The following is a 25,204-nucleotide window of genomic DNA, read 5'->3' as shown; positions in this document are numbered from 1 at the left end:
GATTTGCTGTATGATTTATCGTGTTATCCCGATTGACTATGCTAAGCTAGCCACCGTGCAAAGGAAGAGTGAGATTCCACTATGAATGCCGTTTCGGACCGATTATTGAGTTTACGCAGCGTGCTGGATGATTTGCGCTCGGATGGACGCCTCAGTCTAGCCGATGCCAATGTCCTGATTGGCTCCAGCCGAAGCAAAGAAGAAGCGGCGATGCACCCGTTAACTTATATCGCCAATCAGCGTTTGGATGACCAAAGCCAGGAAGGAACGATTCTCAATGCGGAGGTGTTGAGCCGCTGGCTGGCGGAAAAATCAGGTTTGCCTTTCTATCATCTGGACAGCTTGAAGTTGCGAGCGGCTGAAGTCACCAAGGTGATGTCATTTGCCTTTGCCAAACGTCACGACATTCTCTGTGTGGAAGTCAGCCCGGAATACATTACCGTTGCCTGCAACCAGCCCTACAACAACAGTTGGGTTGAGCAGCTTGAGCATGTGGCGCGTAAAAAAGTTAAACGGGTCTTTTCGTTCCCGGGTGATGTTGATAAATCCCGCACTGAAATCTACGCATTGTCGCGCTCAATCTCTGGTGCCAAGTCCATGCCGGGGGGCAGCTCGGTCAGCAACTTTGAACAGTTGTTGGAATTAGGCAAGCTGAAAGATCCCGAAGCGAATGATCAACACATTATTAATATTGTGGATTGGTTGCTGCAATACGCGTTTGATCAGCGCGCCAGTGATATCCACTTGGAGCCTCGCCGCGAAACCGGTAAGTTGCGTTTCCGCATCGATGGCATATTGCACACGGTTTATGAATTGCCCAAAGGTGTGTCCACTGCCGTCCTGAGCCGAATGAAAATTCTCGGTCGTATGGACATTGCTGAAAAGCGCAAACCTCAAGATGGGCGCGTAAAAACCAAACGTCCGGATGGCAGCGAAGTGGAGTTGCGTCTGTCGACGTTGCCCACCGCTTTCGGCGAAAAGCTGGTAATGCGAATTTTTGATCCGGATGTGCTTCTGCGCAGTTTTGAGGACCTCGGGTTAGTCGGTGATGATTTAAACCGTTGGCAGAATATGGTTGGGCGCCCAAATGGTATTGTGTTGGTAACCGGTCCGACGGGCTCGGGTAAAACCACTACCTTGTACACCAGTTTGAAATCCTTATCGACCAGTGAGGTCAACGTCAGCACGATTGAAGATCCCATCGAAATGGTGGAAGAAAGCTTCAATCAAACTCAGGTGCAAAATAATATCGGTCTGGATTTTGCGGCCGGCGTACGAACTCTGATGCGACAAGATCCAGACATTATTATGGTCGGTGAGATTCGCGATAAAGAAACGGCGCAGATGGCATCTCAGGCCGCGCTGACGGGCCATCTGGTGTTAAGTACTTTGCACACTAATGACGCTGCTGGCGCCTTAAGTCGACTACTGGATCTTGGTTTGCCCGCTTACATGGTACGTTCCACGTTGACCGGAGTGGTGGCACAGCGTTTGGTACGCACTTTATGTCATCACTGTAAAAAAGAAGCGCCCGTGGACTTGGATTTATGGAATTCGCTCGTTGCACCTTGGAAAGTGACTCCTCCGCCTCATATTTATCAACCTGCCGGCTGCAATGAATGTCGTCATACTGGATACTTGGGCCGCCAGGGTATTTACGAAATACTTCTTCTCAGTGAACCGTTACGCGGTTTGATCAGTGATGATCTCGATCTGCAAACCATGCGCAAAGAAGCCATGCGCGAAGGTATGCGCACCTTGCGTTTGTCGGGTGCCCAAAAAGTATCGGCAGGTACAACAACGATAGAAGAAGTGATTCGAGTGGCGCCGCCGCCAGAAAAATAAGCCGTGAGATGGGATTAGGTGGAACGTGTTTTGCCTGAGCGGCCGGTAAAACTTTTCAAAAAATAGGGCACCCATAGAGTGCCCTACCTTCGGATGACTGCTTACAAGCGGTGCATCGCGCAGATCTTGTTGCCTGCAGGATCACGCAAATACGCCAAGTACAATTTCATACCTGCGCCTTCACGTACACCTGGGTCATCTTCAATCGCAGTGCCGCCGCTTTCCAGGCCGGCAGCGTGCCAAGCATCGGCGGCTTCGGTGCTGGCTGCAGCGAAGCCGATGGTGCCACCATTACCATGAGTGGCGGGGTTACCATCAATAGGCTTCGTCAGGGCGAAAATGCCACCGTCGGTAAAGTAAAAACAACGACCTTTCTCGTCCATTACGCCAGGGCCGTGGCCCAGTGTGCCCAGTACGGCATCGTAAAAAGCTTTAGATTCTGCTACATCGTTTGCGCCGATCATAATATGGCTAAACATGGAATCGCTCCTGTTGAGTTTATTGATTTTATGAGCTCTTGGCTCATTGAGGGGTTAGTCGCTCTGCAACAACGGACACTAAGAGTTACAAACTTTTGTACCGGCTTCAATGCTCTTTACGCCCCTTAGCATTTACTGTGAAATACTGTCGTTAATAGCTTCTATAATGTCATGGGAAGGCGGATTTGTTTGATCCTGACCCTACAACTGCTCCGGGTTTTCGGATAGGCTTTCTTGGGTATGGGCCAATCGGCAAGGCCCTTATGAGTTGATCTTATAACGATATGCCCGGCTGGCCTGTTAACCGTGACAGCAATTCGGGTTGTAGATAAATAGCATCATAGAAAAAGAGAGCATTGTGTTAGCGTCATACGTGCCAGATCGGGCCAATTTCAGGTCCACCCTAGAGCAATATTCCCAGCAGTGGCAGGAGCGAGTCAGTGATGAGCAGCAAGCCGCTCTTGTGTCGCTCCTGAAGAATGAAACCCTTGCGAAACAGTTGGCGAAAGCGTGGTTGGGCAGTGAGTTCATTTTTCATTGCTGCCGTGATCAGCCCGCGCTTTTGTTTGAGCTGCTAGACAGTGATGAACTCCAGCAAAGCTGGTCGCGCGCTACGTTTACCCAGCAACTGCAGAAGTATGCCCAGAGTGTGGAAAAGGACAGCGAGTTGGATCGTGTCCTGCGCCAATTTCGTCGCCGCGCGATGATTCGAATTGTGTGGCGTGATTTGAATCAACTGGCGTCACTGGAAGAAACCACTGCCGATATGAGTGCCCTGGCTGAAAGCTGTACTCAGCTGGCACTGGAGTTCCATTATCGTGCTTTGGTCAAGCGTTTTGGTTTGCCCATTGGCGAAGAAAGTGGGCAGGTGCAATCTTTGGTGGTGTTGGGCATGGGCAAGCTCGGCGCGCGCGAACTGAATGTGTCTTCCGATATCGATTTAATTTTCTCCTATCCTGAGTCAGGTGAAACTCAGCATCGGCATATTGAGGTGGGAGGGCGCAGTAAGAAAACCACAAGTAACCAGGAATTTTTTAATCGGCTGGGCCAAAAAATTATTAAAAGTCTGGATGCGCAAACGGTCGACGGTTTTGTGTTTCGCGTGGATATGCGTTTACGCCCGTACGGTGAAAGTGGTTCTCTGGTTATGAATTTCGGTTCCATGGAGGAGTATTACCAAACCCAGGGGCGGGAGTGGGAACGCTATGCCATGATCAAGGCACGGGTGATTGCAGAGGGTGGCCCTTTAGCTGAGTGTTTGCAAGAGGAACCTGAGCAAGAACAAACGGCAGGCGAAGAATTGATGGAGTTGTTGCGCCCCTTCAGTTACCGCCGCTACATTGATTTCTCGGCCATTGATGCTTTGCGAGATATGAAGCGCATGATCAATCGAGAAGTGCATCGCAAAGGCATCAACAGCGATGTGAAACTCGGTTTTGGCGGCATTCGTGAAGTGGAATTCGTTGTGCAGGTGTTCCAGTTAATTCGCGGTGGCCGCGATCAACGTTTACAGGAACGTCGAGTGTTAAAGCTACTGCCTCTGTTGCAAGGCGATGGTTATCTTCCGGAGGGTGCGGGTGACAGGCTTGCCGACGCCTATCGTTTGCTGCGTCATGTCGAACATGCCATTCAAGGTCATCAGGATAAGCAAACCCAGGCCTTGCCAATGGATGTCGATGATCTCGAGCGTTTGGCCTGGGTGCTGAATTATTCCGGTTGGGACGCTTTGTCCGAAGATCTGCAGCAACATCGCGAGCAGGTGAACGCCGAATTCCAGGCCGTGATTGCTGAACCGGAAGACGACGCAAAAGAAGACGATGAAGCTGAAGCGTTTTTACCGCTTTGGCTGGATGAGCTGGACAGCGCGGCGGCTATAGAGTTACTTGAACAGCGCGGATACCAGCAGGCGGATAAATTGTTGCAACAGCTTCGGGACTTGCGACAGAGTCGCGCCGTGCTTGCTATGCAATCCGAAGGGCGCAATCGCCTGGATAAATTTATGCCTCGCTTGTTACACACACTCAGCCTCGGCCGCAATCCCAATGAGGATATTGCCGAAACGTTGAGTCGAGTGTTGGGATTGGTGAGTTCGGTGGCCCGACGCACGATTTATTTAGTGCTGTTGACCGAAAACCCAGTGGCGTTAGCACAGCTGGTGCGACTCTGTGCAGCCAGTCCCTGGATTGCTGATCAACTCTCCAAGCACCCGGCGTTATTGGATGAGCTGCTTGACCATCGCAGTTTGTATTCCCCACCCAGCCGGCAGGAATTGGCGGATCAATTGCGCCAGGAATGTTTACGTATCGAGTGGGACGATCTCGAAGAGTATATGGAAGCGTTGCGTTATTTCCGAATGGCCAATGTGCTGCGCATTGCGGCTTGTGAAGTCACGGATGCCATGCCTTTGATGAAGGTGAGTGATCACTTGACGGATATTGCAGAGTTGTTACTGGAAGAAGTGATAGAACTTGCCTGGCAGCAAATGGTTACTCGCCATGGTCGGCCACGCAACCTTGACGGCGATATTGTTGAGCGTCCGGAGTTTCTGGTGCTGGGATACGGCAAAGTTGGCGGTATTGAGCTGGGACACAGTTCGGATCTCGATCTGGTCTTTATTCACGGTGGCGCAGCTGGCCAGAGCACCAGCGGGCGCGACGACAGCGGCGAGCGCAGTCTGGACAATCTGATCTTCTATACCCGCATGGCCCAGAAGATGATTCACATCATGAACACCCAAACCGTTTCCGGTCAGTTGTACGAGGTGGATATGCGCCTTCGTCCTAACGGAAATTCCGGCATGTTGGTCACAACGATTGGTGCTTTTGATCAGTACTTGCAGGAGGAAGCCTGGACTTGGGAGAAGCAGGCGCTGGTGCGCGCACGGGCAATTGCCGGTCATCCTGAGCTGGCTATGCAATTTGATAGGGTTCGCCAAAATATTCTCTGTCAGCCCAGGGATTTAGCAGCATTGCGTGAAGATGTTGTGCAAATGCGGGAAAAAATGCGCAAACATCTCGCGACCCAGGGTTCGGAGGGTGAAAAAGCCCTGCGCTTCGACATCAAGCAGGATGTCGGAGGTATCGTGGATATTGAATTTATGGTTCAATACGGCGTACTTGCCTGGGCTCATGAGCAGCCCTCCCTGGCACAGTGGACGGATAATATTCGTATCCTGGGATGTCTTGAACAGACCGGGTATTTATCGGCAGAAGACACTGCCCAACTTATCGAAGCTTACAAGGCCTATCGATCCGCCGGACACCGACTCGCGCTACAGCGCCAAAAAAGTGTCTTGCACGGAAATACCGATTTTCAAGCTGAGCGCCAAACGGTACAGCGACTATGGCAGCGGTTTATGCAGCTGCCTGAATAGTGGCCTATGTCGGGGTGTTTAGCTTTCCTGTCCAGCAGGGGCGAGCGAGTACCTAAACTTGCTAACGACTTTAATGACGGAGATAACTATGTCTTTTGCAGATCGCGATGGTGTCATCTGGTTAGATGGCGAACTGGTACCCTGGCGCGAAGCGAAAACCCACGTGCTGACTCACACCTTACATTACGGTATGGGCGTGTTTGAAGGTGTCCGTGCATATGAAACAGAGAAACACGGTACGTCGATCTTTCGCTTGAATGAGCATACTGATCGCCTGTTCAACTCTGCCAAAATTATGATGATGGACATGCCGTACAGCAAAGAAGAGCTGAACGACGCCCAGAAATTGGTCGTGCGTGAAAACAATTTGAACGAAGCGTACCTGCGCCCAATGGCCTTTCTGGGATCTGAGGGGATGGGGCTGCGTGCCGATTCCCTGCAGACTCATGTCATGGTCGCGGCTTGGGAATGGCCTTCATACATGAGCCCTGAGGCGAAAGAGCTGGGCATCAAAATCCGCACATCGAGCTACACCCGCCACCATGTGAACATTTCCATGTGCAAGGCGAAAGCTAACGGTCACTACATCAACTCTATGCTGGCCCTGCGCGAAGCGCTGGACAGTGGCTGTGAAGAGGCCCTGCTGCTGGATAACGAAGGTTACGTCGCTGAGGGCAGCGGTGAAAACTTCTTCCTGGTGAATAAAGGGGTGATCTACACGCCTGAATTGACCTCTTGTCTGGATGGAATCACCCGTGATGCCGTGATCCAGATGGCAGAAGAGTGTGGCTATGAAGTCCGCGAAAAGCGTATTACCCGCGATGAAGTGTATGTGGCTGATGAAGCCTTCTTCACCGGGACGGCGGCTGAAGTTCTGCCGATTCGCGAATTGGATGGCCGTCAGATCGCCGATGGCCGCCGCGGTCCAATCACTGAGCGTTTGCAGACAATGTATTTCGACGCCGTAAAAGGCCGTCTGCCCAACCGTTATGACTGGTTGGCACCGGTGAAGTAGTCTTCCCAAGGGATTAAGTGCTACTGATGAAACGCCGATCACTTAAGTGGTCGGCGTTTTGCGTTTAGGGCTGTTATAATCCGCGTTTCACTGAAGACAAGGCAAGATATCGTGTGGCCCACATCGGCTAAAAAGAACAGCGAAGCCTATATTGAGGCCCATTTCCGCAAGCAGTTTCGCCCCGCGCATCTGCTGAATTTTCACGCCTTGTGGGAAATGCAGTTTCTCGACAGTCATAAAGTCTCTTTCCCTGAATCCGGGCACAGCCTGATAGATCGATTTGAGCTGCCTGACGGCCAGGGGGCTTTCTATCTCAAGCGTCAGTTGAATCGTAGTATTCGTACCTGGCGGCGCCCGTTCGGAGAGCCGGCTTTTGCTCAGGAGCTCCGCAATATCCGCCTTTGCGAGCAGTACCATATCCCCACCTTGGAACCGGTTTACTACGCTGAGCGTCAAATGACGGTAGGGCCGGCGGCCATTTTGGTGGTGAGGGCACTGGATGGCTACCAGTCGCTGCAGGATATTCTGACCCATTGGTATGGCCTGGAAAGGCATATGCGAGAGTCCATCCTTCACACCGCAGGTAAAGCTTTGGGGCGTTTGCATGCGGCGGGTTTGGGCCACAGCCGTCTGAAGGCGGATGACATCATTATTGATCTCACCCAAATCCCTCAATGGCGCTTGGCCAGCCCGCAATTTATCACTCAGGTCAAAGGGCGCGATCTCCTGCTCGATGTACAGAGCTTTTTAGACAGTGTCGCTGTTGTGGGTGACACCGAACTGGATTTCCTGCTCAAAGCTTATGTAGATATCAGCCCCCAGTGGCCCAATCTCAGCGCCTTGAAGCAGGCACTGTACCCAAGTCAGCAAGCCAGCTAAACAGCCTTATTACGGGATCTTGGTATGACAGAACTTAGCTCTACCGAAGCTGAGAACAAAACCAGCGGGGCGCAAACCTATCGCCGTCTGCTGTCTTATTTATTGCCTCATAAGTTTATGTTGTCTATGGGGCTGCTGGGCTTTGCCATTTTTGCAGCGTCCCAGCCAGCGCTTACCAAACTGTTTGGCATTTTGGTTGATTCCATTAATGGTGGCGACAGCGACTACAAAGTCATCATCCCCTTGGCAGTGGTTGGTATTTTCTTTGTCCGCGGTGTTGGCACCTTCATTGGCAGCTACGCACTGTCAAAAGTATCTCTGGGCATTGTGCACAATCTGCGGGTGCAACTGTTCGATCAACTGACACTCGCTCCGGGTGAGTATTTCGACAGCAATAACTCAGGGCATCTGGTTTCCAGAATTACCTACAATGTTACTCAGGTTACAGATGCCTGTACCGAAGCCATCAAAGTGTTGATTCGGGAGGGACTGACGGTCATCGTGTTGCTGGGCTATTTGATTTGGGAAGATTGGAAGCTCACTCTGGTGTTTGTGGCCATTGCCCCCATTCTTGGTTTTATCGTTTCCAAAGTAGGGAAACGGCTGCGTCGTCTGTCGAGCAATATTCAGCTGACCATGGGGGACGTTACCCAATCGGCATCAGAAATGATTAATGGATACAAAGTGATGCGCAGTTTCGGGGGCGAACGCTATGAGCGTGGTCGCTTTGAAAAAGCCAGCGTTGCCAATTTCAAACAAAATTTGAAGTTGGTCACCACCGCCGCGATTAATACGCCGGTGTTGCAATTGATTGTTGCGGTGGCTTTAGGTGTGTTGATGTACATCGCGCTGAGTTTTATGGGCTCTTCCAGTCCCGGCGATTTTATCGCTTACCTGGGTGCGGCGGCGCTGATTCCCAAACCGGTGCGCCAACTCAGCGAAGTGAATTCAAAAATTCAAAAAGGCATTGCCGCTGCGGAAGACATTTTCGCACAATTGGATGTCGAACCCGAACCGGATTATGGCCAGCACCGTGTTGAGCGTGTCGCGGGCAATATCTCGATTAAGGATTTGAGCTTTGCTTACAATGCCAGTGAAGGCAATGTACTGAAAAATATCAATCTGGATATTAAAGCGGGTCAGACCATCGCCTTAGTGGGACGCTCCGGCAGTGGCAAGACCACGCTGGCGAGTTTAATCCCACGCTTTTATCACCATGAGCAGGGCAGCATTTGTATTGATGATGTGGCTCTGAACGATTATCAGCTCTCCAGTCTGCGACAGCAGATTGCCTTGGTGAATCAGGACGTCACGCTGTTTAACGACACTCTGCGTAATAATATTGCCTATGGCGGTTTGGCAGATGTTGGCGATGAAAAATTGCGCCAGGCTGCTGAAGCGGCTCATTGCTGTGAGTTTATCGATCAGTTTGGTGAAGGCTTCAACACCCTGGTGGGTGAAGATGGTACTCGCCTGAGTGGTGGTCAGCGTCAACGTATTGCTCTGGCGCGAGCCTTGTTAAAAGATGCGCCGATTCTGATTTTGGACGAAGCCACCTCGGCGTTGGATACGGAATCGGAGCGTAAAATTCAAGCGGCGCTGGATAAACTGATGCAGAACCGCACAACCTTGGTGATTGCTCACCGCCTATCCACCATTGAAAATGCGGATGTCATTGTCGTGATGGAACAGGGTGAAATCGTTGAGCAGGGTAGCCATAAAGACCTGCTGGAAAAAAACGGTGCCTACGCCAAGCTGCATGCCATGCAGTTTGGTGAAGACGACGACGCCAGCTAAGCTCGCATACATGTTAAGCCCAGTGCACAGATTGAGGAGATTATCATGCAGTTAAGCATGCCACGTTTTGACCAGGGCTCCGTGCTGGTTGTCGGCGATGTAATGCTTGATCGTTATTGGCAGGGCGACACTGGACGGGTTTCGCCCGAGGCGCCGGTACCGGTTGTCAATGTACAGGCGACTGATGACCGCCCTGGTGGCGCCAGCAATGTGGCCATGAATATTGCCGCACTAGGCGCCGCTGCAAATCTGGCTGGTTTGGTGGGGAATGATGATGCAGCGGCCAGTTTACTCGATTCTCTGAGCTCAGTGGGGGTGAACTGCCTGTTTACCACCGTTGCAGATAAGCCCACAATTACCAAGCTTCGCGTGGTCAGTCGGCAGCAACAATTGTTGCGCATGGATTTTGAAAAACCGTTCAGTGCGCAAGACAGTGAAAACTTGAGTCAACATCTATCTCTCGACGGTGTTCAGGTTTTGCTGCTGTCGGATTATGCCAAAGGCAGCTTGCAACACTGCCAGGTACTGATCGAATCGGCTCGCAAGAAGGATATCCCTGTCTTGGTCGATCCCAAAGGCCATGATTTTGAACGCTATCGCGGCGCGACATTGTTAACCCCCAATCTGTCTGAATTTGAAGCCGTCGTTGGTGTTTGTCAGAGCGAAGCAGAGCTTGTCAGCAAGGGACAGGAACTTCTGAAAAGCCTGGACTTGGATGCGTTGCTCATCACTCGTGGTGAACAGGGTATGACGTTATTGCAGGCCAATATGGAAGGTGAGTTGCATCTTCCCGCAAAAGCCCGAGAGGTGTTTGACGTGACGGGTGCGGGCGATACGGTTATTGCCGTTCTGGCTGCAAGCATTGCGGCAGGCAGTGATTTGCCCATGGCGGTTGCTTTGGCCAATGTCGCCGCGGGCATGGTGGTCGCCAAGCTCGGTACCGCAACCATTTCTGCTCCGGAATTGCGCCAGGCTGTTGCAGCAGGGCAGGAGGTTGAGTGTGGTGTGGTGAACGAAGAGCAGTTGGTGCTTTCTTTACAGGCGGCGCGCGCGCGTGGTGAAAAATTGGTATTCACCAATGGTTGTTTTGATATTCTGCACGCCGGCCATGTTGGGTATCTGGCGGATGCACGAGAATTAGGTGATCGCCTGATCGTGGCCATTAACAGCGATGAGTCCGTGTCTCGATTGAAAGGGCCTTCCCGACCCATTAATCCAGTGGATCGTCGTATGGCGGTGCTCGCAGGGCTTTCTGCCGTAGACTGGGTGTTGTCTTTTCCTGACGACACACCTGAACGATTGCTGGAATTAATTCAGCCTGATGTTTTAGTAAAAGGCGGTGACTACAACGAAGAGCAAGTAGTCGGCTGGGAAATCGTGAAAGCTTACGGCGGCGAAGTGAATGTGTTGAGCTTTTTCGACAACTGTTCAACTACGGCTATTGTTGAAAAAGTCATTGCGGATGCGGATAAGCCTGCCTAGTCGCTTGTGGTGGTCAAACGCCCCCTTGTGCAGATTCGCGGCCAAGGGAGCACGCTGGAAAGGAATGTTACTGGGCTGTTTCTGAGCGTTTTCTCTCGCTGTATCGATCGACCAAAAAATGTTTATGATCACGCGTGAGATAAGTGAAACGCATCAGTTCTTCCATCACATCGACAATCCGATCTCGATAGGCTGAAGGCTTCATCTGTCCATCTTCATCAAATTCTTGATACGCCTTTGCAACCGAAGACTGATTTGGAATCGTTAGCATACGCATCCAGCGGCCAAGAATGCGCATATTATTCACCGCATTAAAACTCTGCGAGCCACCGGTTACCTGCATTACGGCGAGCACCTTTCCCTGTGTTGGTCTCACTGCTCCGATGGACAAAGGAATCCAGTCAATTTGGTTTTTCATGACGCCGGACATATTGCCGTGCACTTCAGGGGATGACCAGACCTGCGCTTCTGACCATTGACTCAATTCTCGAAGTTCCAACACCTTTGGGTGATCGGCTGATCGATTACCATCAAATAATGGTAGGCCAGCAGCGTCGAAATACCGTACCTCGGCGCCCATGGCTTCCAATATGCGTCCGGCTTCTTCAGCTGAAAAGCGGCTGAATGAGCGATCCCGTAATGAGCCGTAAAGCATGAGGACTCGGGGTTTGTGCGTGCTTGTTGATACTGGGTTTGTGCTCAGTTCAAAGGCTTCTTGATTCAAATAGTTCATCGTTGTTTCCATTAGATTTTCCCTCCAAAAAATATGTGTTCTACCCGTAAGACGTTAGGCTTTTAAAAAAGACGACGCGAACGGCCTGAGGTCACCCAATTCGGGCGAATCACTTCAGATATTTCGTCTTTTTGACATGGTCGTCGTCTTACGGGTAATGACATTGAATGGAGATATCCTCATGAGAAACACGCGGTCTATCACTATGGGGCCTGAGCCACTTGCAAAACAAGATACCAGCAAACGCAACGAGCATAGCCCGAAAACCACAGCACAAAGGACAGCGCGTTATGAGGCGCATGTTCGAAAATCATGTGGACTGTTGTGGGGCGGGATCAACAAAGGCTAGCGACTGCTGTGCATAGAAAGGACGAGTCCATGGTGGCTCTAAAGCTCACGGGAGCGGATGCGTTTGACGATGTTTCAATAGGCTCACTGGGCTTTGCTCAGCTGTGCTCTTGGGGCACGTTGTATTACAGTTTTCCCCAGCTGGCCGATGCAATGATGGCGGAGTTTTCCTGGGTTAAATCCGAGGTTTATGGCGCTTTGACGCTAAGTTTTCTGTTCTCAGCGTTGGCTGCCATACCGGTTGGTCAAGCGATTGATAAGGGTTTGGGAAGACAAGTTATGACCGGAGCCTCGGTGTTCGCGGGCTTGCTGTTTCTGTTGGGCTCACAACTGAGTGCTCTGTGGAGTTTTTATGTGGTATTTGCGGGTATTGGTCTTCTGCAAGCCGGGACATTATACGAAGCTGTCTTTTCAGTCATCGCTAATCACTTCGATGTTGCGACAAGCCGCCGACACATCACAACCTTGACGCTATGGGGTGGTTTTGCCGCCACCCTATTTATTCCATTGATCGAATGGTTGTTGCTGGTTGGGAATTGGCGCCAAGTGATGATTACCCTGGCGGGTATCAATATACTCGTCGGTCTGCTGATATATCGCCGCCTGCCGATATCGGTTCAGCCAAGGGCTCGAACCGAAGCTGAGAGAGCTGAGCATAAGGTTGGTGCTTCAGTTGAGAAAAACACGATAAGCGAATCAAAAAAAATTCACACGCGCGAACGCTGAGTTGGGCACTAAGGCAACCCATGTTTTGGAGTTTGCTTCTGTGCTTTTCTTTCTTTTCGGCTGCCGGAACAGGTTTTAAGTTTCACCTTTATCCCATGCTGCTGGAAAAAGGATTGTCTGCTTCTGAGGTCGTGATAATTATCGCGGTGTTGGGGCCAGCACAAGTGGCTGGAAGAGTATTGCTGTCCGCGATCATGGAATCTATGAGTATCGTTAAGCTTGGTGTGATAACCGCATCGGCATTGCCTGTCGTATTCATTGCCCTGGCGTATTTACCAGTGTCGATGTGGTTGTTGATTCCTCTGGCCGTGGTATTTGGTGCTGCCAGTGGCATCATGACCATTGTGAAAGGCATGTCCGTTCCTGAACTGTTGACCCGAGACGCGTATGGAGCCATCAATGCTGCCATGAATATTCCTGTCAAATTGATACAGGCATTTTCTCCCTGGTTAGCGGCCGCAATTTGGTACATCGGCGGTGGCTACCATGCCGTGCTGATGTTTTTGGCGTTCCTTGGGGTTGTCTCTTTAATCAGTTTTATTCTTTCGGCCAAGGTAACAACTTGTCAGCCTTAACATTACTGACATGCGCTTTAGGAATGGAGGTGTGGGTAACCATGAAAAGTGAATTCAGAGAGCATCTATAAAGATGTACCTGGGGGGAGCTTTGAATACTGTCCGAGCTAAGAGCAGCGGTCGCAATCTGGGTTTTTACGTTGGTAGTCAATGATATTGCCTTGGGCGTCCAGAGTCAGGTGGCAGCAGTTTTCATACAGCTTTCTCAATTCCTGGCGAGACTTCTGGACTCGGGATTTCAGTGTCGAATAGCTGATGTTGTTCGCTTCAGCATAGTCCTTCTGTTTAATATTGTTGATATCAATAGCTTTGAGCAATTCAGATTGTTCTTCTGGCAACGCATTGATAAATGGCAGAATGCAGGTGGACAGCTCAGCCTTGATGTTAGGCAGGTCTTCTTCATACCAAAGATCTTCCGCACGCAACGCTTTAGCCTTGGATTTTTTTCGGTAATGATCGATGATGGTGTTGTTAGCCAGTTGAAACAACCAGGCTTTAACACTATCTGCCGATTTTATGGTGTGCAGGTTTTTATAGCTCTTGATGAGTATATCTTGCAACAAATCCTCGACATCTTCCGGGTTCGATACTCGAGAATTCAGAAAGCGTGTGAGTGCTGAGCGGTACTCGTTCCAAATGGTTTCAATAGACATATTCTATGTTCGGTCGTGGAGCCTAGCTTGCGGCATTATAACATTCGTGATTATTTTATGCTCAAATCCTGTTTCAGCCCGAATTTACTGCTATTCATAGGGGCGTTGTCTATGATTAACCAAAAATCACGTTATCCAGCCGAAATTCACTTTTTGACTCTTTTGGGAATGCCTCTCCCCTACTATTCATCCTGTACCCAATAACACACTTAAATAGGTGACAGAGATGCTTGATAAAATCGATTTGATGCTTAACACCCTATGGGCCGAACATGGTGCTTTTCTGCTGGTGTTTGTTCCGCTTTTCCTGGCCATTTACTTTTTGCCCAGCTTGGTGGCGCTGCTGCTGCGTCGGGAGCACAAAAAGAAAATCATGTTGGCGAATATTCCGGCAGGTCTGTCTTGGATAGCCTGGTTTGGTGTGCTGATTTGGGCGATTAGCGGTAAGCAGGAAAAGGAAGGATGTTAATCACGGTTTACCTTGGGGCCTGGGCATTGTTATGCTGCATGGACGAAATCAACCAACAACAATGGTTATCCTGGATATGCCACAGTTCCTTAGTACTTGGTTGGCTGAATGTCGCCAGCCAAGTACTGCCTATAAAATTGCTTGCTGTATAGCGGTCCTTACCCATGTTTCCATGGCGTATTTAATGACCGATCTCTTTCTTGGCAAGATGATCAACAATAAACCGCTGCTACTTTTGCGAATATTGTGTGAGTCTATAGCGTTGTTGGTGATCTGCCACGTCTTTATACGGCCGTTTTTACGTCTGGGAATACTGCGTTGGGGGTTGAGTATATCCTCAATAGCTGCTGTGTTTATTTACACTATTCCGATAGCCATTGTTCTAACCCTGTTGATGTTTGCTATTGGGCAAACTGTTGTGTTTTCAGAGTTTGATATAGCCAGTATCCAATTCCAAAGCAACAGTGGGGAAGTGTCCTCACGTCACATGTCAACCGCTGCTTACATGATAGTTGCGGGGCAAAACTATATCATTTTACTGTTCTGGTCGGCTCTGTACTTGTCTTGGCATTTTTACCGTAAGCGGAATGAGTTGACTCGAGAATTGGAAGTGACCCGTCTAAAACAACTCGCGAATCAAATTAACCCGCACTTTATGTTCAATACCTTGAATAGTATTCGTGCGCTGGTTTACAGCGATCAAAATAAAGCGGCTGAAACCATCACTCAACTGTCTGAATTGTTGAGGGTTCATATGCATGCTGAAGTGGAAGCGTTGAGCAGTCTTGAGCAGGAGAGAGAGCTGGCCGAAAACTATTTACAGATAGAGCATCTGCGCCTTGGAGACCGATTGCAGCTTAAGTGGGATATAGAAGAAACCCTGCTTCAAGAAACCATTCCCAGTTTGATTATGCTGACGCTGTTGGAAAACTCTGTGAAGTATGGCGTGGCGCCATCCCGCAAAGGTGGATGGATAACGATAACCGCGAGAGAACTGGATTCTGAGCACTTTTGTTTGCAGGTGACAAACAGTCTTCCGGAAAAGAAAGTAGAGCAGGGCAATGGTATTGGTCTTGGAAATATTCGAAAGCGCCTTGAGTTAATGTATGGTGAGCGAGCCACCATGAATGTACGCTCCGATGATAATTTTGATGTGCTGCTGGAATTACCCAAAAAATGAACATACTGATCGTAGATGATGAGCCGCTGGCACGTCAGGAAATTCGCCGATTATTGGGGCGTTACTCACAAATAGAATCGATAGTCGAGGCAGCAGATGGCCTGGAAGCCTTGGCCCTTGTGCAGGAACAAGACTTTCATTTGGTGTTCGTTGATATCAGAATGCCCGAAATGGACGGCATTGAACTGGTATCCAGCGTGGGAAACCGAAGCTTGTTTGTGTTTTGCACCGCTTACAGCCAACATGCTCTGGAAGCCTTCGATTTGAATGCTTTTGATTACCTACTCAAACCGGTCAACCCTAATCGCCTCGACCAAGTGATGGCCAAGGTGGATTTGGCTCTTTCCGGTAAGTCTTATCATGGGCAGCAAGAAAAAGAGTCAACACCGGATATCCTGCCGGAAAACCATGGCTTTCTTTTGAAATTTGGACACGACTATCGAATTGTTCGTTTACAGGAAGTCCTGCGATTCGAAGCGTTGGGCAATCATGTGGTTGTGCATCTGGAAAAGGAAAAATCGTATATTCAAAGCTCCCTCAGCCGCCTGGAAGCTAAACTGAACGATAGCGATTTTTTTAAAGCAAGCCGAAGCGATGTTGTGCGAATCGATGCAATACATAAGGTTGAGGAAGGGATGAATCCGGGGAGTTTGGTGGTACAGCTTAGCAACGGCCACTCTATTGATGTAAGCCGTCGCCAAGCGCAGTATCTCAAAAAGCAGTTTTCGATTTAGGGGCCGATCCCTAACCGGCCTTGTGTGCTTCCAAAATCATATCGGATGCCTTTTCAGCAATCATCATGGTAGGCGCATTCGTGTTGCCGCTGACCACCGTGGGCATAATCGAGGCGTCGATAACACGCAAACCTTCGAGGCCGTGAACGCGAAGCTCTTCATCCACCACGGCCATATCATCTGAACCCATTTTACAGGTGCCCACAGGGTGGTAGATGTGCTGGGCGTTTTTGCGAATGAAGGCCTCAATATCTTCGTCGCTTGTACAGTCCGTTCCCGGAGTCATCTCCAAGCCACTGAGATTCTGCAAGGCTTCCCCTTTGAGAAGTTGGCGCCCACGTTTTACCGCGGCACTCAGCAATTTCAAATCTTCTTCTTCGCTTAGAAGATTCAAGTCAATCAATGGGTCTGCACTAGGATCGGCACTGGCCAAGCTTACTTGGCCGCGGCTTTTGGGGCGCAGGACGCAAACATGCAGGCTGTGACCATACGTGCTGTAATAATCGGTATCGCGGCCGTGGTCGCCCATGGCTACCGGAGAGAAGTGCAGTTGAACGTCGGGGGTTTCAGCGTGTTCACCAACCTTGATAAAACCGCCAGCTTCAGCAATGACCGAAGTTAAGTTGCCGCGACGAGCAAATATAAACTGAAAGAAGGCTTTGGTTTGATTCCACAAAGCTTTGGGGCGGGTGAGTGCAAAGCTGGTGCCCGTGGTTTCCTCTGTGGTGATCAATACATCAACGTGTTCTTGTAGGTTTTCACCCACACCAGGCAACTCATGTATTGAATCGATATTGTGTTTATCGAGTTGTTCTTTTCGGCCGACACCTGACAACAGCAACAGCTGAGGTGAACCAAAGGCGCCAGAACTCAACAGGATTTCTTTATTGGCTGTTAGAATCCGAGTTTGTCCGTTTTCAATGATCTCCACGCCGCAAGCCCGCTTGCCTTCGAAGACGATCTTACTGGCGCGTACGCCCTTGATCAGTGTCAGATTGTTGCGCTTATGTAATACAGGGTGCAAATAGGCTGCCGCTGCGCTGCAGCGCAGACCGTTTTTCTGTGTCGTTTGATACCAGCCCACACCTTCTTGATCGGCGCCATTAAAATCTTGAGTCGCCTTTTCACCTTGCTCAATCGCAGAATCCAAAAAGGCCTGGCACAGCTGATGTTGATTGCGCAACTCAGCCACATTCAAAGGGCCGCCTGTGCCATGAAATTCATTGGCACCCCGCTCCTGATGTTGTGATCGTTTGAAGTAAGGCAGAACCTCATCGTAGCTCCATCCATGATTGCCTGCGGCGGCCCAGCCATCGTAATCTTCTTTTTGACCACGCACGTATAACATGGCATTAATGGAGCTGCTGCCTCCCAACACTTTTCCGCGGGGACAATAGATCTCGCGATTATTCATATTTCTTTGAGCGGTGGAGTTAAAGTTCCAGTTAAACAGCCCACCCGCGAGACTGGCGAGAATACCTAATGGGGTATACACCAAAGGATTGCGATCACTGCCACCGGCTTCAATTAGACAAACACGGTTTTTGGGATCCGCTGATAAGCGATTCGCCAACACGCAGCCCGCTGAGCCAGCGCCAATAATAATGTAGTCGTACATGGGGAAAGGGTCACTCTATTATCTTAACGTCTGACGCTATAGTAATGAAAAGCGTTTGTGTTTAAGTTGAGTGGTTTGACAGATGGTGCCAGACCTTCTATGGAGAAAACAAAGGCGAGAGGGATTGCCAGCCTGATGGTGGGGGCCGGCATTATTCATTATGAAGGAATGGGTAAGTTATGTGCCCGTAAAAAACTCAGCTTATCCCAATAGCCACGTTGAAAAACGATCAAGCCATTTTCAATTTGGAAAAAGCCACAACCGCGAAGGCCAAGAGGGTCTTTCCACTCCAATATGGCCCAGTCACCCTCTTGAAAAATATTCTCAACGATACAGACCATGTCCGCATTCGCGAATTCCTCAGAGAACATTTTGTGAATAGCGGCTTTGCCAACGACAGGTTCATTGGCCACTTGGTGGTTGATGGCGTTTTCAGCGTAGAAAGCCGCAATTTTATCGGCATTGCCTTCGTTGAAAGCGTCTACCCATTGTTGAATAACTTCCTTTGTTCGCATCTTGTTTCCTGCTTCATATATGCCGTCGGTCGTCATCTCAAATTGTGTGTAGAAAATTGCCCACGTTTTCTACCAAGTGCTTCGGATTAATCGTCCCAATAATAGCCGAGGTACTGCCTGGATGGGCGAAGACAAACTTCATGCTTTCCAGCACACCATTCTTCTCATCGTGGTGAGCAATATGTCCGCTGGCCAGTGCTTTTTTAATCAGGGCCGTTTTATTGTGCTCGGCACAGTAGTCCAACACTTTGGCTTCGGCCGTTTCTTGGAGATTGTAAGTCAGCATGACGCAATCGGATTGCTGGGCGGCGGCAATGCCACCTTCGACGGTTTTGGTGGACATGCCGCTGGCGCGGATTAAACCGGCTTGCTTGAGTTCATTCAGTGCATCGAGTCCGCCCTGGGCGATGGCGTCCATATCGTTACCGTCGGAGTGGAGCAGCACCATGTCGATATAGTCGGTTTTTAATCGGCGCAGGCTGCGCTCTACACTGTAACGTATATGTTCCGGGCGAAAATCAAAATTGGATTGGCCACCGTCAAACTCTTCGCCCGCTTTGCTGACAATTACCCAATCTTGTCGGCTGCCTTGTAGCAATTGCCCTAATCGTTCTTCGCTGTGGCCATAGGCCGGTGCGGTGTCGATCAAATTGATACCGCAATCTCTGGCGGTGGCGAGTAACGTTTTTGCTTCTTGGTCGCTGGGCAGTTCAAAAGCTTTAGGGTATTTCACCCCTTGATTGCGTCCCAGCTTAACAGTGCCCAAGCCAAGTGGACTGATGGAAAAATCCAAACCAGGTGCGGGTTTTTGGGGCAATCGTGTTTGGCTCATTTTACGTTTTCCATATCGCTGTTACGGCTGTTTGAGCTTGCAAAGAGTGTGTCCCATGGCGCTGGGGCGATCTCAGCTTTGGTCAGTTGAGGCAATAGTGAATCTTCCGTTAAGGCGATCGCTGTTTTCGGGAGCAAGGCCATCGCCTGATCGGAAAAGTTGGGACTCAAGGCCAGTTTGGTTGGCCAGCCTACGATAATGTTGTCGACCTCTTCAGCGCGAGAGGCGAAGGCTTTGTCGGGGCGAACCAAGCCTTTTTGTTTGGGCTCCGCGCGATTGATGGGGAGGCTTCTCCATTCGGCATCACTAAAATCCAGCCAGGGAAAAAGCTCGCGCAGTTCTCGCTGGGCATTGGCGATGACGTCTTCGCTGTGTTGTTTGGCTCCGGTTTCGGCTAGGCTGCCACCCAGATACCAAACCTGTTCTCCGTCAGCACAGGGGTGACTGGAAATGGTAAGACGCGGTGTACTTTCAGCCCCCATGCAGTGACCGTAAAAACGATAGGGCAGTTTATGCTTTACGCAGACCTGCTGCAGTGGGCGCCTTTGCATGGCGGGCTTTTCCAAACCCAGTGATTCCAATAGCGCTGCATTGCCTTCGCCAGCGCAGAAGATAAAATTTCTGGCTCGGATTGCTTGGGGTTCATCGCTATTGTTATTCAATACGAGAACCGCCGTTTTGCCTTCGCGCTGCCAACGGTGTTCGGCAGGCAGTTTAAAGATTCGTTCGCTTAAGGGGTCGCTTAAGACTTTTAGCAGGGACGGTGTGTCTACCACGATGTCGAGAAGTTTATACACCTGAGCCTGGCTTTGCCCTTTGAAAATCTCGGGCAGGTTCTCTTCGCTGACGGCTTCCACTCGCCCGCGAGTCAGCTTACTGGCCAAAAAAGTACTGATCTTGGAGTGGCTTTGCTTGCTGGAGAACATGTAAAAGTCTTCGCTGAGCAGTTTCGCTTTGCTCAGGTCGATCTCGCCATGTCCTGCAAAACAGTCGCCCCAGCGGCGAGGCATATCGGCGATGGCCTCGGAGGCGCCGCTCAAGGCACCGGCCAGAGTGTATTTGATGCCACCATGAATCATGCCTTGAGAGGCCAGGGTTTGTCCTGCACCGAGGGCGTCCCGTTCGAACAGAGCACAATGACGCCCTTGCTGGTGCAGTCGATTGAGCAGCCATAGGCCCGCAATGCCACCACCGATAATGGCGGTATCGAGTTCAATATAGGCTTGAGCCATGGTGCGAGGGCCCCCTTCAGTCAAGAGCTGTATGGTATTGGCAGATTGCTTTATTATACCGCGAATTAATGAAGAATCTTGCTGGTGTCTGTTCATGTGGGCGGAACTTGCCTGGCGAGTCTAAAAAAGCGTCAACCATGAGTGCAGACAGGCTTTAAATGCGTTTTTTCTACAGTCTTATTTTTTACCTGGCTTTGCCTTTGGTGCTCTTGCGTTTGTTGTGGCGAGCCATTAAGGCGCCTGCCTATGCCCGACGTTGGCAAGAGCGCTTTGCGATATTTCCCAAGCCGGAAGATACGCGCCCACTGATTTGCCTGCATTCGGTGTCGGTAGGTGAGACTATTGCGGCAAGTCCATTGATCAAGCGTTTACTGAAAGATTACCCCGGGCACCAATTAATGGTCACCACGACAACACCTACTGGTTCGGCGTTGCTGCAAGAACGGTTTGGGGAATATGTCTTGCACGTTTACTTGCCGTACGATTTACCTGATGCCATGGCGCGTTTTCTGGATAAGCTAAAGCCAGAGATTCTGTTGATAATGGAAACCGAGCTGTGGCCGAATCTACTTGCTGCATGCAAACAGCGAGGAATCCCCAGTTTGCTATTAAATGGCCGCTTGTCCGAGCGTTCTGCCCGCGGCTATCAGCGAGTCTCAGGATTAAGTCGTCCCATGTTTGCGGCACTGAATGGGGTGTATGCCCAAACGTCGGCGGACCGAGAGCGTTTTATTGCCTCAGGAGCTCATGCCGAGCAGAGTCAGGTGAGTGGCAATATTAAATTCGATTTGCAGTTGAGCGACGAGTTAAGAGCCCAAGCCAGTCAACTGCGTGAGCAATGGCAAGGCAAGTACGAGAGTGGGGCTGAGTATTTTATTCTCGCTGCTGCGTCTACTCACCCCGGTGAGGATGAGATCATTTTAGAGGCGTTTCAACAATTGCTGGCTCAAGGCCTGAATGTCCGTTTGTTGTTGGTCCCCCGCCACCCAGAACGTTTCAGCGATGTTGCTCGTTTGATCGAACATCGGGGGCTTTCCATGCAGCGGCGCAGCGAAACTCGAAACGCTGAAGCTTTACATAAAAGCTGCCAGGTGATCTTGGGCGATACCATGGGTGAGATGTTGTGCTTCTTTGGCGCGGTGGATGCGGCGTTCATTGGCGGCAGTCTGGTGGACCGGGGTGGCCACAATATGATTGAAGCTGCGGCCTGGGGTTTGCCGATAGTGACCGGTCGGAGCTGTTTTAATTTTGCTGAAGCCGATGCGCTGCTGCAGAGTGCGGGCGCTTTGTTACAGGTAGATGATGCGGAAACCTTGGCGGCCCATTGGGAAGAGCTGATGACTCAGCCGGAAGTGGCCAAGACAATGTCGATGAAGGCCTTGGGTGTTGCCGAGGGAAATCGTGGGGCTTTGGATAAAATGATGACGGGCATTGCTGCCCATCTAAGACATGACTAGACGCGCAAGGCTCTAGTTTTATTTACTCTGTGGTGCTGGGCAGTCGGTACCGCCTGCTGCCTCAATGCGTTCTTCGGTGGCAGGGTGTGTTTGCATATAGTTCAGCACTTCACCAAAATCGATTTCTTCGTCTAAGCCGAGCTGTTTCTTGAGGCGTTCTTTCCAATCGGGTTCTTCAGTGTCATTGGGTGCTTCCTCGATAACGGTTGTATCGGATGTTGATGTTTCGGTTATTGCGGTGTTCTCAGTGAACACCTCCTCGTTTTCCTGAGCGGGCTCTGTGGCCTGTTCGGCAGGTGACAGTTTGGCATCTTCGACGATCACATCGGTAACGTCTTTAAAGCCATGGGAGGCCATCAAGTGGTTCAGGCCGGCTCCCAGGCAACTGCTCGGCACTTGCAGTTCCTTTAATTGCGTTATAGAAAATTGATCAGCTTCGCGTTCCAAATCCCGGCTGTAAGAAAGCTGCTGGAACAACACTGGGCCTGAAACCAGAACCGTCTCGGCGAGAGCGCTGATGTCACCGACAATGACCGTGAGCAGTGCGACGGTGCCAAGGGACTGAATGACATTGCGCAGGCCGTGGTATTGCTCAACATGACCGGCTTCGTGGGCCAGAACGGCGAGAATCTCATTTTCATTGTTCAGCGCGCTCACCAGTTCATCGGTGACCAAAATGTGTCCACCCGGCAAAGCAAAGGCATTGGCGCCCATGGCCGGGCTGTTTTTGCTGATCAAGATGTAACGCTCGTTATTGGGTAAGCGCTGCCAGGCCTGATTAAGGAGTGTTTGCTGTTCTTGGTTGAGATCACTTTCCTTAAAATAGCCTTCCATTTGCTTTAGGGCCTGCTCGTCCAGGCTCAATCGCACGTCTTCGGGAATTCGAGGAGACAGTTCCTTGGCGAGTAGGGGAAGGCCCACCTTGATATACAGGAGTGTGATGAGTGGCAGCATCAGCAGCGCGAGCAATGCGAAATGGCGGCTGCGTTCCCAGTAATGCACGAAGTGCGAGTGATATTTGGGTTGGAATATTGCCTCTACGGCAGCGTGATCCTCACACTCAACAGCGTCACCGTTTGGGAATTCAATACGATAGGGCATGCGGCCGATGGGCGAAGAGAGCGTGCATTCGCTCGGCGCGAGGTTCTGCAGTATTTCTCCATTGTGGCTGTGCAGTGTCAAGCGAGATTCCTGATACAGGATCTCGGCTTGAATCTGCTCAGAGCTGCCCGCTCTGTAATATCGTCCCAACATGGCCATGCCTAATTAAAACCCAAAGTCGAAGTCAAAGGCTTCGCCCACTTCGTCGCCTACAGCGTTTGTGTGAACCTGATTATGCGAGATGAATTGATCGCTGTCGCCGCGATATTCAATGGATTCCAGTTGCATTCTCAATAGACGAATCTTGATCCATGGATAGGCAAAGCCCAGGGTAACCACCATTAACAGCGTATTGATAACCCACAGCTTGGCGTAGGCGAGTACACTCAGTTGTGAGCGAAACTCGATATCACCTAATCCCAATGTGTTGAAGGTGTCATTAAAAATACGGCCTCTCCAATAGGCGTAAGCGGCCATATAGGAGGCGATCATCAGGCCATAAATAAACACAAAAGCCAGGATCATCAACACGACCATCAGTGGGCTGCCGTCAAATTCCAGGCCCAGGCCAAGAACAATGGCGACCCCAATACCGACAACAATACCGCCAGCAATCATAATGACCAGGCCCGCGGCAATGGAGATTCCAAAGGCGATCCAGAAATGCTCAAAGAATTTGCCACGTTTTAAATCCACATTAAACAGGCTGCGGCCATACTGACTGTGGCGTGTGGTGAAGTTGCGGACGTCGCAGATAAAGATGGGGAAAATAAAGGCCATAGTGATCATGATTAGACCGTAGAAGCCCATCAAGCGTTGAAACTCTTCCATTTCAGGCATATCCATATCGTCACTGGATTGTTGTGCCCATCCATCGTCAGGGCTGAGTACGCCTTCGCTCTCACTCTCTGTCAAGTCGTACTCGCTGAGTTCAGCCTCCGACTCTTCGAGGTAGTGTTCAGCTTCTTCGGTCTCCAATTCTTCTTGATAGCGTTGCTCGTTGCGTTCCTCCACGTCGGCGCTCCAGGCAAGCAGTTCATTGCCTACGTAGATCATTCCCGCGGCCGCAATCAAAAGCGCAACCAGGTAGGGCCAAAGCGCTTTATAGGCGTCGCTGATCTTGCCACTGAAGCCAAAGCGGATGTTGCGTAAGCTGGTGTGACGTAGACGAAAACCCAATGCCCGAACCAAAAACATGGGCAGCAGGCCAAGAACAATCGCTGCTGAGATAAAGGGAATGGCGCTATGCAGCAGGGCGCCTTGTGACCAGCCAATCAATAAGACGATGGCGATAATTCGACCAAAAAGGATCTGCAGTGGTTTGCCGTGAAAGTCAAAGCGGCCGCCAGCAACTTCGGTATGGCCGTAAAAATAACGGCGCTCGCGAACGGTAGCCCAAGCGGAATAAATGCCCAATGTCAGCAGCGTCAATACGAGATTAACGATCCAGATACGGAAGTATTCGCCTCCTGTTCCGTGAAATGTCACCAACTGCCAGGGTTGCTCTGGTGCTGGGGGCTGCGAGGCGTTGGGTTCGGTTGGGGAGGTTTCTGGAGCGTCCGACATTATATCCTTCCTTACTGAGGTTAAATCCTTTCGTATTACCATACGATCTAAGGGCCGTATCTAAGCCGCAGGGAGCAAGTGTACGCCAAAAGCCCTTTGGCCAGCCAGACCAACTATGAAATTCAGAAATTTGCCTTAGCGACATGTAAAGCTCATCACAAAGTCTAATCGCTGGCTGCAAAATCCAGTACAATGGCACGCCTAAACAGCCTGATCAGAAGAGAGCCCCATGACGGAAGTATTGTCATCCAATATTGAAGAGAATTTCGACCGATTTATTGTCGAAGCCCTTGAAACCGGTTGTGTATGGGGTCTCGAAGGCCCTGATGGCTGGGCCCTTTGCCCCTCCGAACAGTACAGCGAAACCGATGTAATGCCCTTCTGGAGCCAACCTGAATTTGCCAAGCAGCATTGTGTCGAAGATTGGTCTGTATATCAGCCCGTTGCCGTCTCGGTGGAAGAGTTTTTGGATAAGTGGTTGCCAGGCATGCACGACGATGTCTATCTGGTTGGGATCAACTGGGACAAGGATATGGAAGGCATGGAAATTGAGCCATTGGATCTATTGGAAGAATTCGAAAACGAAATCAGCTGA

The 25,204-nt window shown here is 50.4% G+C and carries 22 protein-coding genes; 13 read left to right on the top strand and 9 right to left on the bottom strand.

Annotation, left to right across the window (positions count from 1 at the left end; genetic code table 11):
• The first annotated feature begins 81 nt into the window (after positions 1 to 81).
• Entirely contained in the window at positions 82 to 1,845 is a 1,764-nt protein-coding gene (locus ABWW03_RS02070) for a GspE/PulE family protein (RefSeq protein ID WP_353406051.1), read from the top strand.
• Between the two features lie 101 nt (positions 1,846 to 1,946).
• Here the strand turns inward: ABWW03_RS02070 and ABWW03_RS02065 are convergent, their stop codons facing one another.
• Positions 1,947 to 2,324, bottom strand: a complete 378-nt coding sequence (locus ABWW03_RS02065) for a VOC family protein (RefSeq protein ID WP_353406050.1) — start codon at positions 2,322 to 2,324, stop codon at positions 1,947 to 1,949.
• Positions 2,325 to 2,682: 358 nt separating this feature from the next.
• On the opposite strand from ABWW03_RS02065, the gene glnE reads away from it, so the two are divergent.
• The 5 genes from glnE to hldE all read left to right on the top strand — a co-directional run bounded on the left by glnE (position 2,683) and on the right by hldE (position 10,870).
• Positions 2,683 to 5,697 carry a bifunctional [glutamate--ammonia ligase]-adenylyl-L-tyrosine phosphorylase/[glutamate--ammonia-ligase] adenylyltransferase gene (glnE, locus tag ABWW03_RS02060; protein WP_353406049.1) on the top strand — a complete coding sequence of 1,005 codons (3,015 nt, stop codon included), beginning with the start codon at positions 2,683 to 2,685 and terminating at the stop codon, positions 5,695 to 5,697.
• 88 nt (positions 5,698 to 5,785) lie between these two features.
• A complete protein-coding gene (locus ABWW03_RS02055; RefSeq protein ID WP_353406048.1) occupies positions 5,786 to 6,712 on the top strand; it encodes a branched-chain amino acid transaminase in 927 nt (308 codons plus the stop codon).
• 111 nt (positions 6,713 to 6,823) lie between these two features.
• Positions 6,824 to 7,591 (top strand): lipopolysaccharide kinase InaA family protein, encoded by a 768-nt coding sequence (locus tag ABWW03_RS02050; protein ID WP_353406047.1) that lies wholly within the window; start codon positions 6,824 to 6,826, stop codon positions 7,589 to 7,591.
• Between the two features lie 24 nt (positions 7,592 to 7,615).
• Positions 7,616 to 9,388: a lipid A export permease/ATP-binding protein MsbA gene (msbA, locus tag ABWW03_RS02045; protein WP_353406046.1), complete on the top strand. Its 1,773-nt coding sequence runs from the start codon at positions 7,616 to 7,618 to the stop codon at positions 9,386 to 9,388.
• Between the two features lie 45 nt (positions 9,389 to 9,433).
• Positions 9,434 to 10,870 (top strand): bifunctional D-glycero-beta-D-manno-heptose-7-phosphate kinase/D-glycero-beta-D-manno-heptose 1-phosphate adenylyltransferase HldE, encoded by a 1,437-nt coding sequence (hldE, locus tag ABWW03_RS02040; RefSeq protein WP_353406045.1) that lies wholly within the window; start codon positions 9,434 to 9,436, stop codon positions 10,868 to 10,870.
• Between the two features lie 67 nt (positions 10,871 to 10,937).
• Here the strand turns inward: hldE and arsH are convergent, their stop codons facing one another.
• Complete coding sequence (gene arsH, locus ABWW03_RS02035) at positions 10,938 to 11,615, bottom strand: arsenical resistance protein ArsH (protein WP_435372734.1); 678 nt, start codon at positions 11,613 to 11,615, stop codon at positions 10,938 to 10,940.
• 366 nt (positions 11,616 to 11,981) lie between these two features.
• Here arsH and ABWW03_RS02030 point away from each other — a divergent pair, with 366 nt between their 5' ends.
• On the top strand, positions 11,982 to 12,677 hold the full coding sequence (locus ABWW03_RS02030) for an MFS transporter (protein ID WP_353406044.1): 696 nt from the start codon (positions 11,982 to 11,984) through the stop codon (positions 12,675 to 12,677).
• A gap of 20 nt (positions 12,678 to 12,697) precedes the next feature.
• Positions 12,698 to 13,252: a hypothetical protein gene (locus ABWW03_RS02025; RefSeq protein ID WP_353406043.1), complete on the top strand. Its 555-nt coding sequence runs from the start codon at positions 12,698 to 12,700 to the stop codon at positions 13,250 to 13,252.
• 107 nt (positions 13,253 to 13,359) lie between these two features.
• On the opposite strand, the gene sigZ is transcribed toward ABWW03_RS02025, so the two are convergent.
• On the bottom strand, positions 13,360 to 13,905 hold the full coding sequence (sigZ, locus tag ABWW03_RS02020; RefSeq protein ID WP_353406042.1) for an RNA polymerase sigma factor SigZ: 546 nt from the start codon (positions 13,903 to 13,905) through the stop codon (positions 13,360 to 13,362).
• 226 nt (positions 13,906 to 14,131) lie between these two features.
• Here sigZ and ABWW03_RS02015 point away from each other — a divergent pair, with 226 nt between their 5' ends.
• From ABWW03_RS02015 to ABWW03_RS02005, 3 genes are all read left to right on the top strand, one after another.
• Positions 14,132 to 14,374 carry a superinfection immunity protein gene (locus ABWW03_RS02015; protein WP_353406040.1) on the top strand — a complete coding sequence of 81 codons (243 nt, stop codon included), beginning with the start codon at positions 14,132 to 14,134 and terminating at the stop codon, positions 14,372 to 14,374.
• 184 nt (positions 14,375 to 14,558) lie between these two features.
• The gene (locus ABWW03_RS02010; RefSeq protein ID WP_353406039.1) at positions 14,559 to 15,554 is read left to right on the top strand and encodes a sensor histidine kinase; all 996 of its coding nucleotides are present in this window, start codon (positions 14,559 to 14,561) and stop codon (positions 15,552 to 15,554) included.
• Complete coding sequence (locus ABWW03_RS02005; protein ID WP_353406037.1) at positions 15,551 to 16,288, top strand: LytR/AlgR family response regulator transcription factor; 738 nt, start codon at positions 15,551 to 15,553, stop codon at positions 16,286 to 16,288. Before ABWW03_RS02010 ends, ABWW03_RS02005 begins: the two co-directional genes overlap by 4 nt.
• 10 nt (positions 16,289 to 16,298) lie before the next feature.
• On the opposite strand, the gene ABWW03_RS02000 is transcribed toward ABWW03_RS02005, so the two are convergent.
• From ABWW03_RS02000 to ABWW03_RS01985, 4 genes are all read right to left on the bottom strand, one after another.
• Entirely contained in the window at positions 16,299 to 17,906 is a 1,608-nt protein-coding gene (locus ABWW03_RS02000) for a GMC family oxidoreductase (protein ID WP_353406036.1), read from the bottom strand.
• 158 nt (positions 17,907 to 18,064) lie between these two features.
• Complete coding sequence (locus tag ABWW03_RS01995; protein WP_353406035.1) at positions 18,065 to 18,421, bottom strand: nuclear transport factor 2 family protein; 357 nt, start codon at positions 18,419 to 18,421, stop codon at positions 18,065 to 18,067.
• A gap of 37 nt (positions 18,422 to 18,458) precedes the next feature.
• Positions 18,459 to 19,253, bottom strand: coding sequence for an aldo/keto reductase (locus ABWW03_RS01990; RefSeq protein WP_353406034.1), 795 nt, complete (start codon positions 19,251 to 19,253; stop codon positions 18,459 to 18,461).
• Positions 19,250 to 20,485, bottom strand: a complete 1,236-nt coding sequence (locus tag ABWW03_RS01985; RefSeq protein ID WP_353406033.1) for an FAD-dependent oxidoreductase — start codon at positions 20,483 to 20,485, stop codon at positions 19,250 to 19,252. Before ABWW03_RS01985 ends, ABWW03_RS01990 begins: the two co-directional genes overlap by 4 nt.
• 158 nt (positions 20,486 to 20,643) lie before the next feature.
• Between ABWW03_RS01985 and waaA the strand changes: the two genes are divergently transcribed.
• The gene (gene waaA / locus ABWW03_RS01980) at positions 20,644 to 21,942 is read left to right on the top strand and encodes a lipid IV(A) 3-deoxy-D-manno-octulosonic acid transferase (RefSeq protein WP_353406032.1); all 1,299 of its coding nucleotides are present in this window, start codon (positions 20,644 to 20,646) and stop codon (positions 21,940 to 21,942) included.
• Positions 21,943 to 21,960: 18 nt separating this feature from the next.
• On the opposite strand, the gene ABWW03_RS01975 is transcribed toward waaA, so the two are convergent.
• Together ABWW03_RS01975 and ABWW03_RS01970 are read right to left on the bottom strand one after the other, a co-directional pair.
• A complete protein-coding gene (locus ABWW03_RS01975) occupies positions 21,961 to 23,196 on the bottom strand; it encodes a M48 family metallopeptidase (protein ID WP_353406031.1) in 1,236 nt (411 codons plus the stop codon).
• Positions 23,197 to 23,208: 12 nt separating this feature from the next.
• A complete protein-coding gene (locus ABWW03_RS01970; RefSeq protein WP_353406030.1) occupies positions 23,209 to 24,609 on the bottom strand; it encodes a YjgN family protein in 1,401 nt (466 codons plus the stop codon).
• A gap of 229 nt (positions 24,610 to 24,838) precedes the next feature.
• Between ABWW03_RS01970 and ABWW03_RS01965 the strand changes: the two genes are divergently transcribed.
• Positions 24,839 to 25,204 carry a DUF2750 domain-containing protein gene (locus ABWW03_RS01965; RefSeq protein ID WP_353406029.1) on the top strand — a complete coding sequence of 122 codons (366 nt, stop codon included), beginning with the start codon at positions 24,839 to 24,841 and terminating at the stop codon, positions 25,202 to 25,204.

The organism is Pseudoteredinibacter isoporae, from assembly GCF_040372805.1.
Classification (GTDB): Bacteria; Pseudomonadota; Gammaproteobacteria; order Pseudomonadales; family Cellvibrionaceae; genus Pseudoteredinibacter; species Pseudoteredinibacter isoporae_A.
This window is presented reverse-complemented; position numbering and strand designations above follow the sequence as displayed.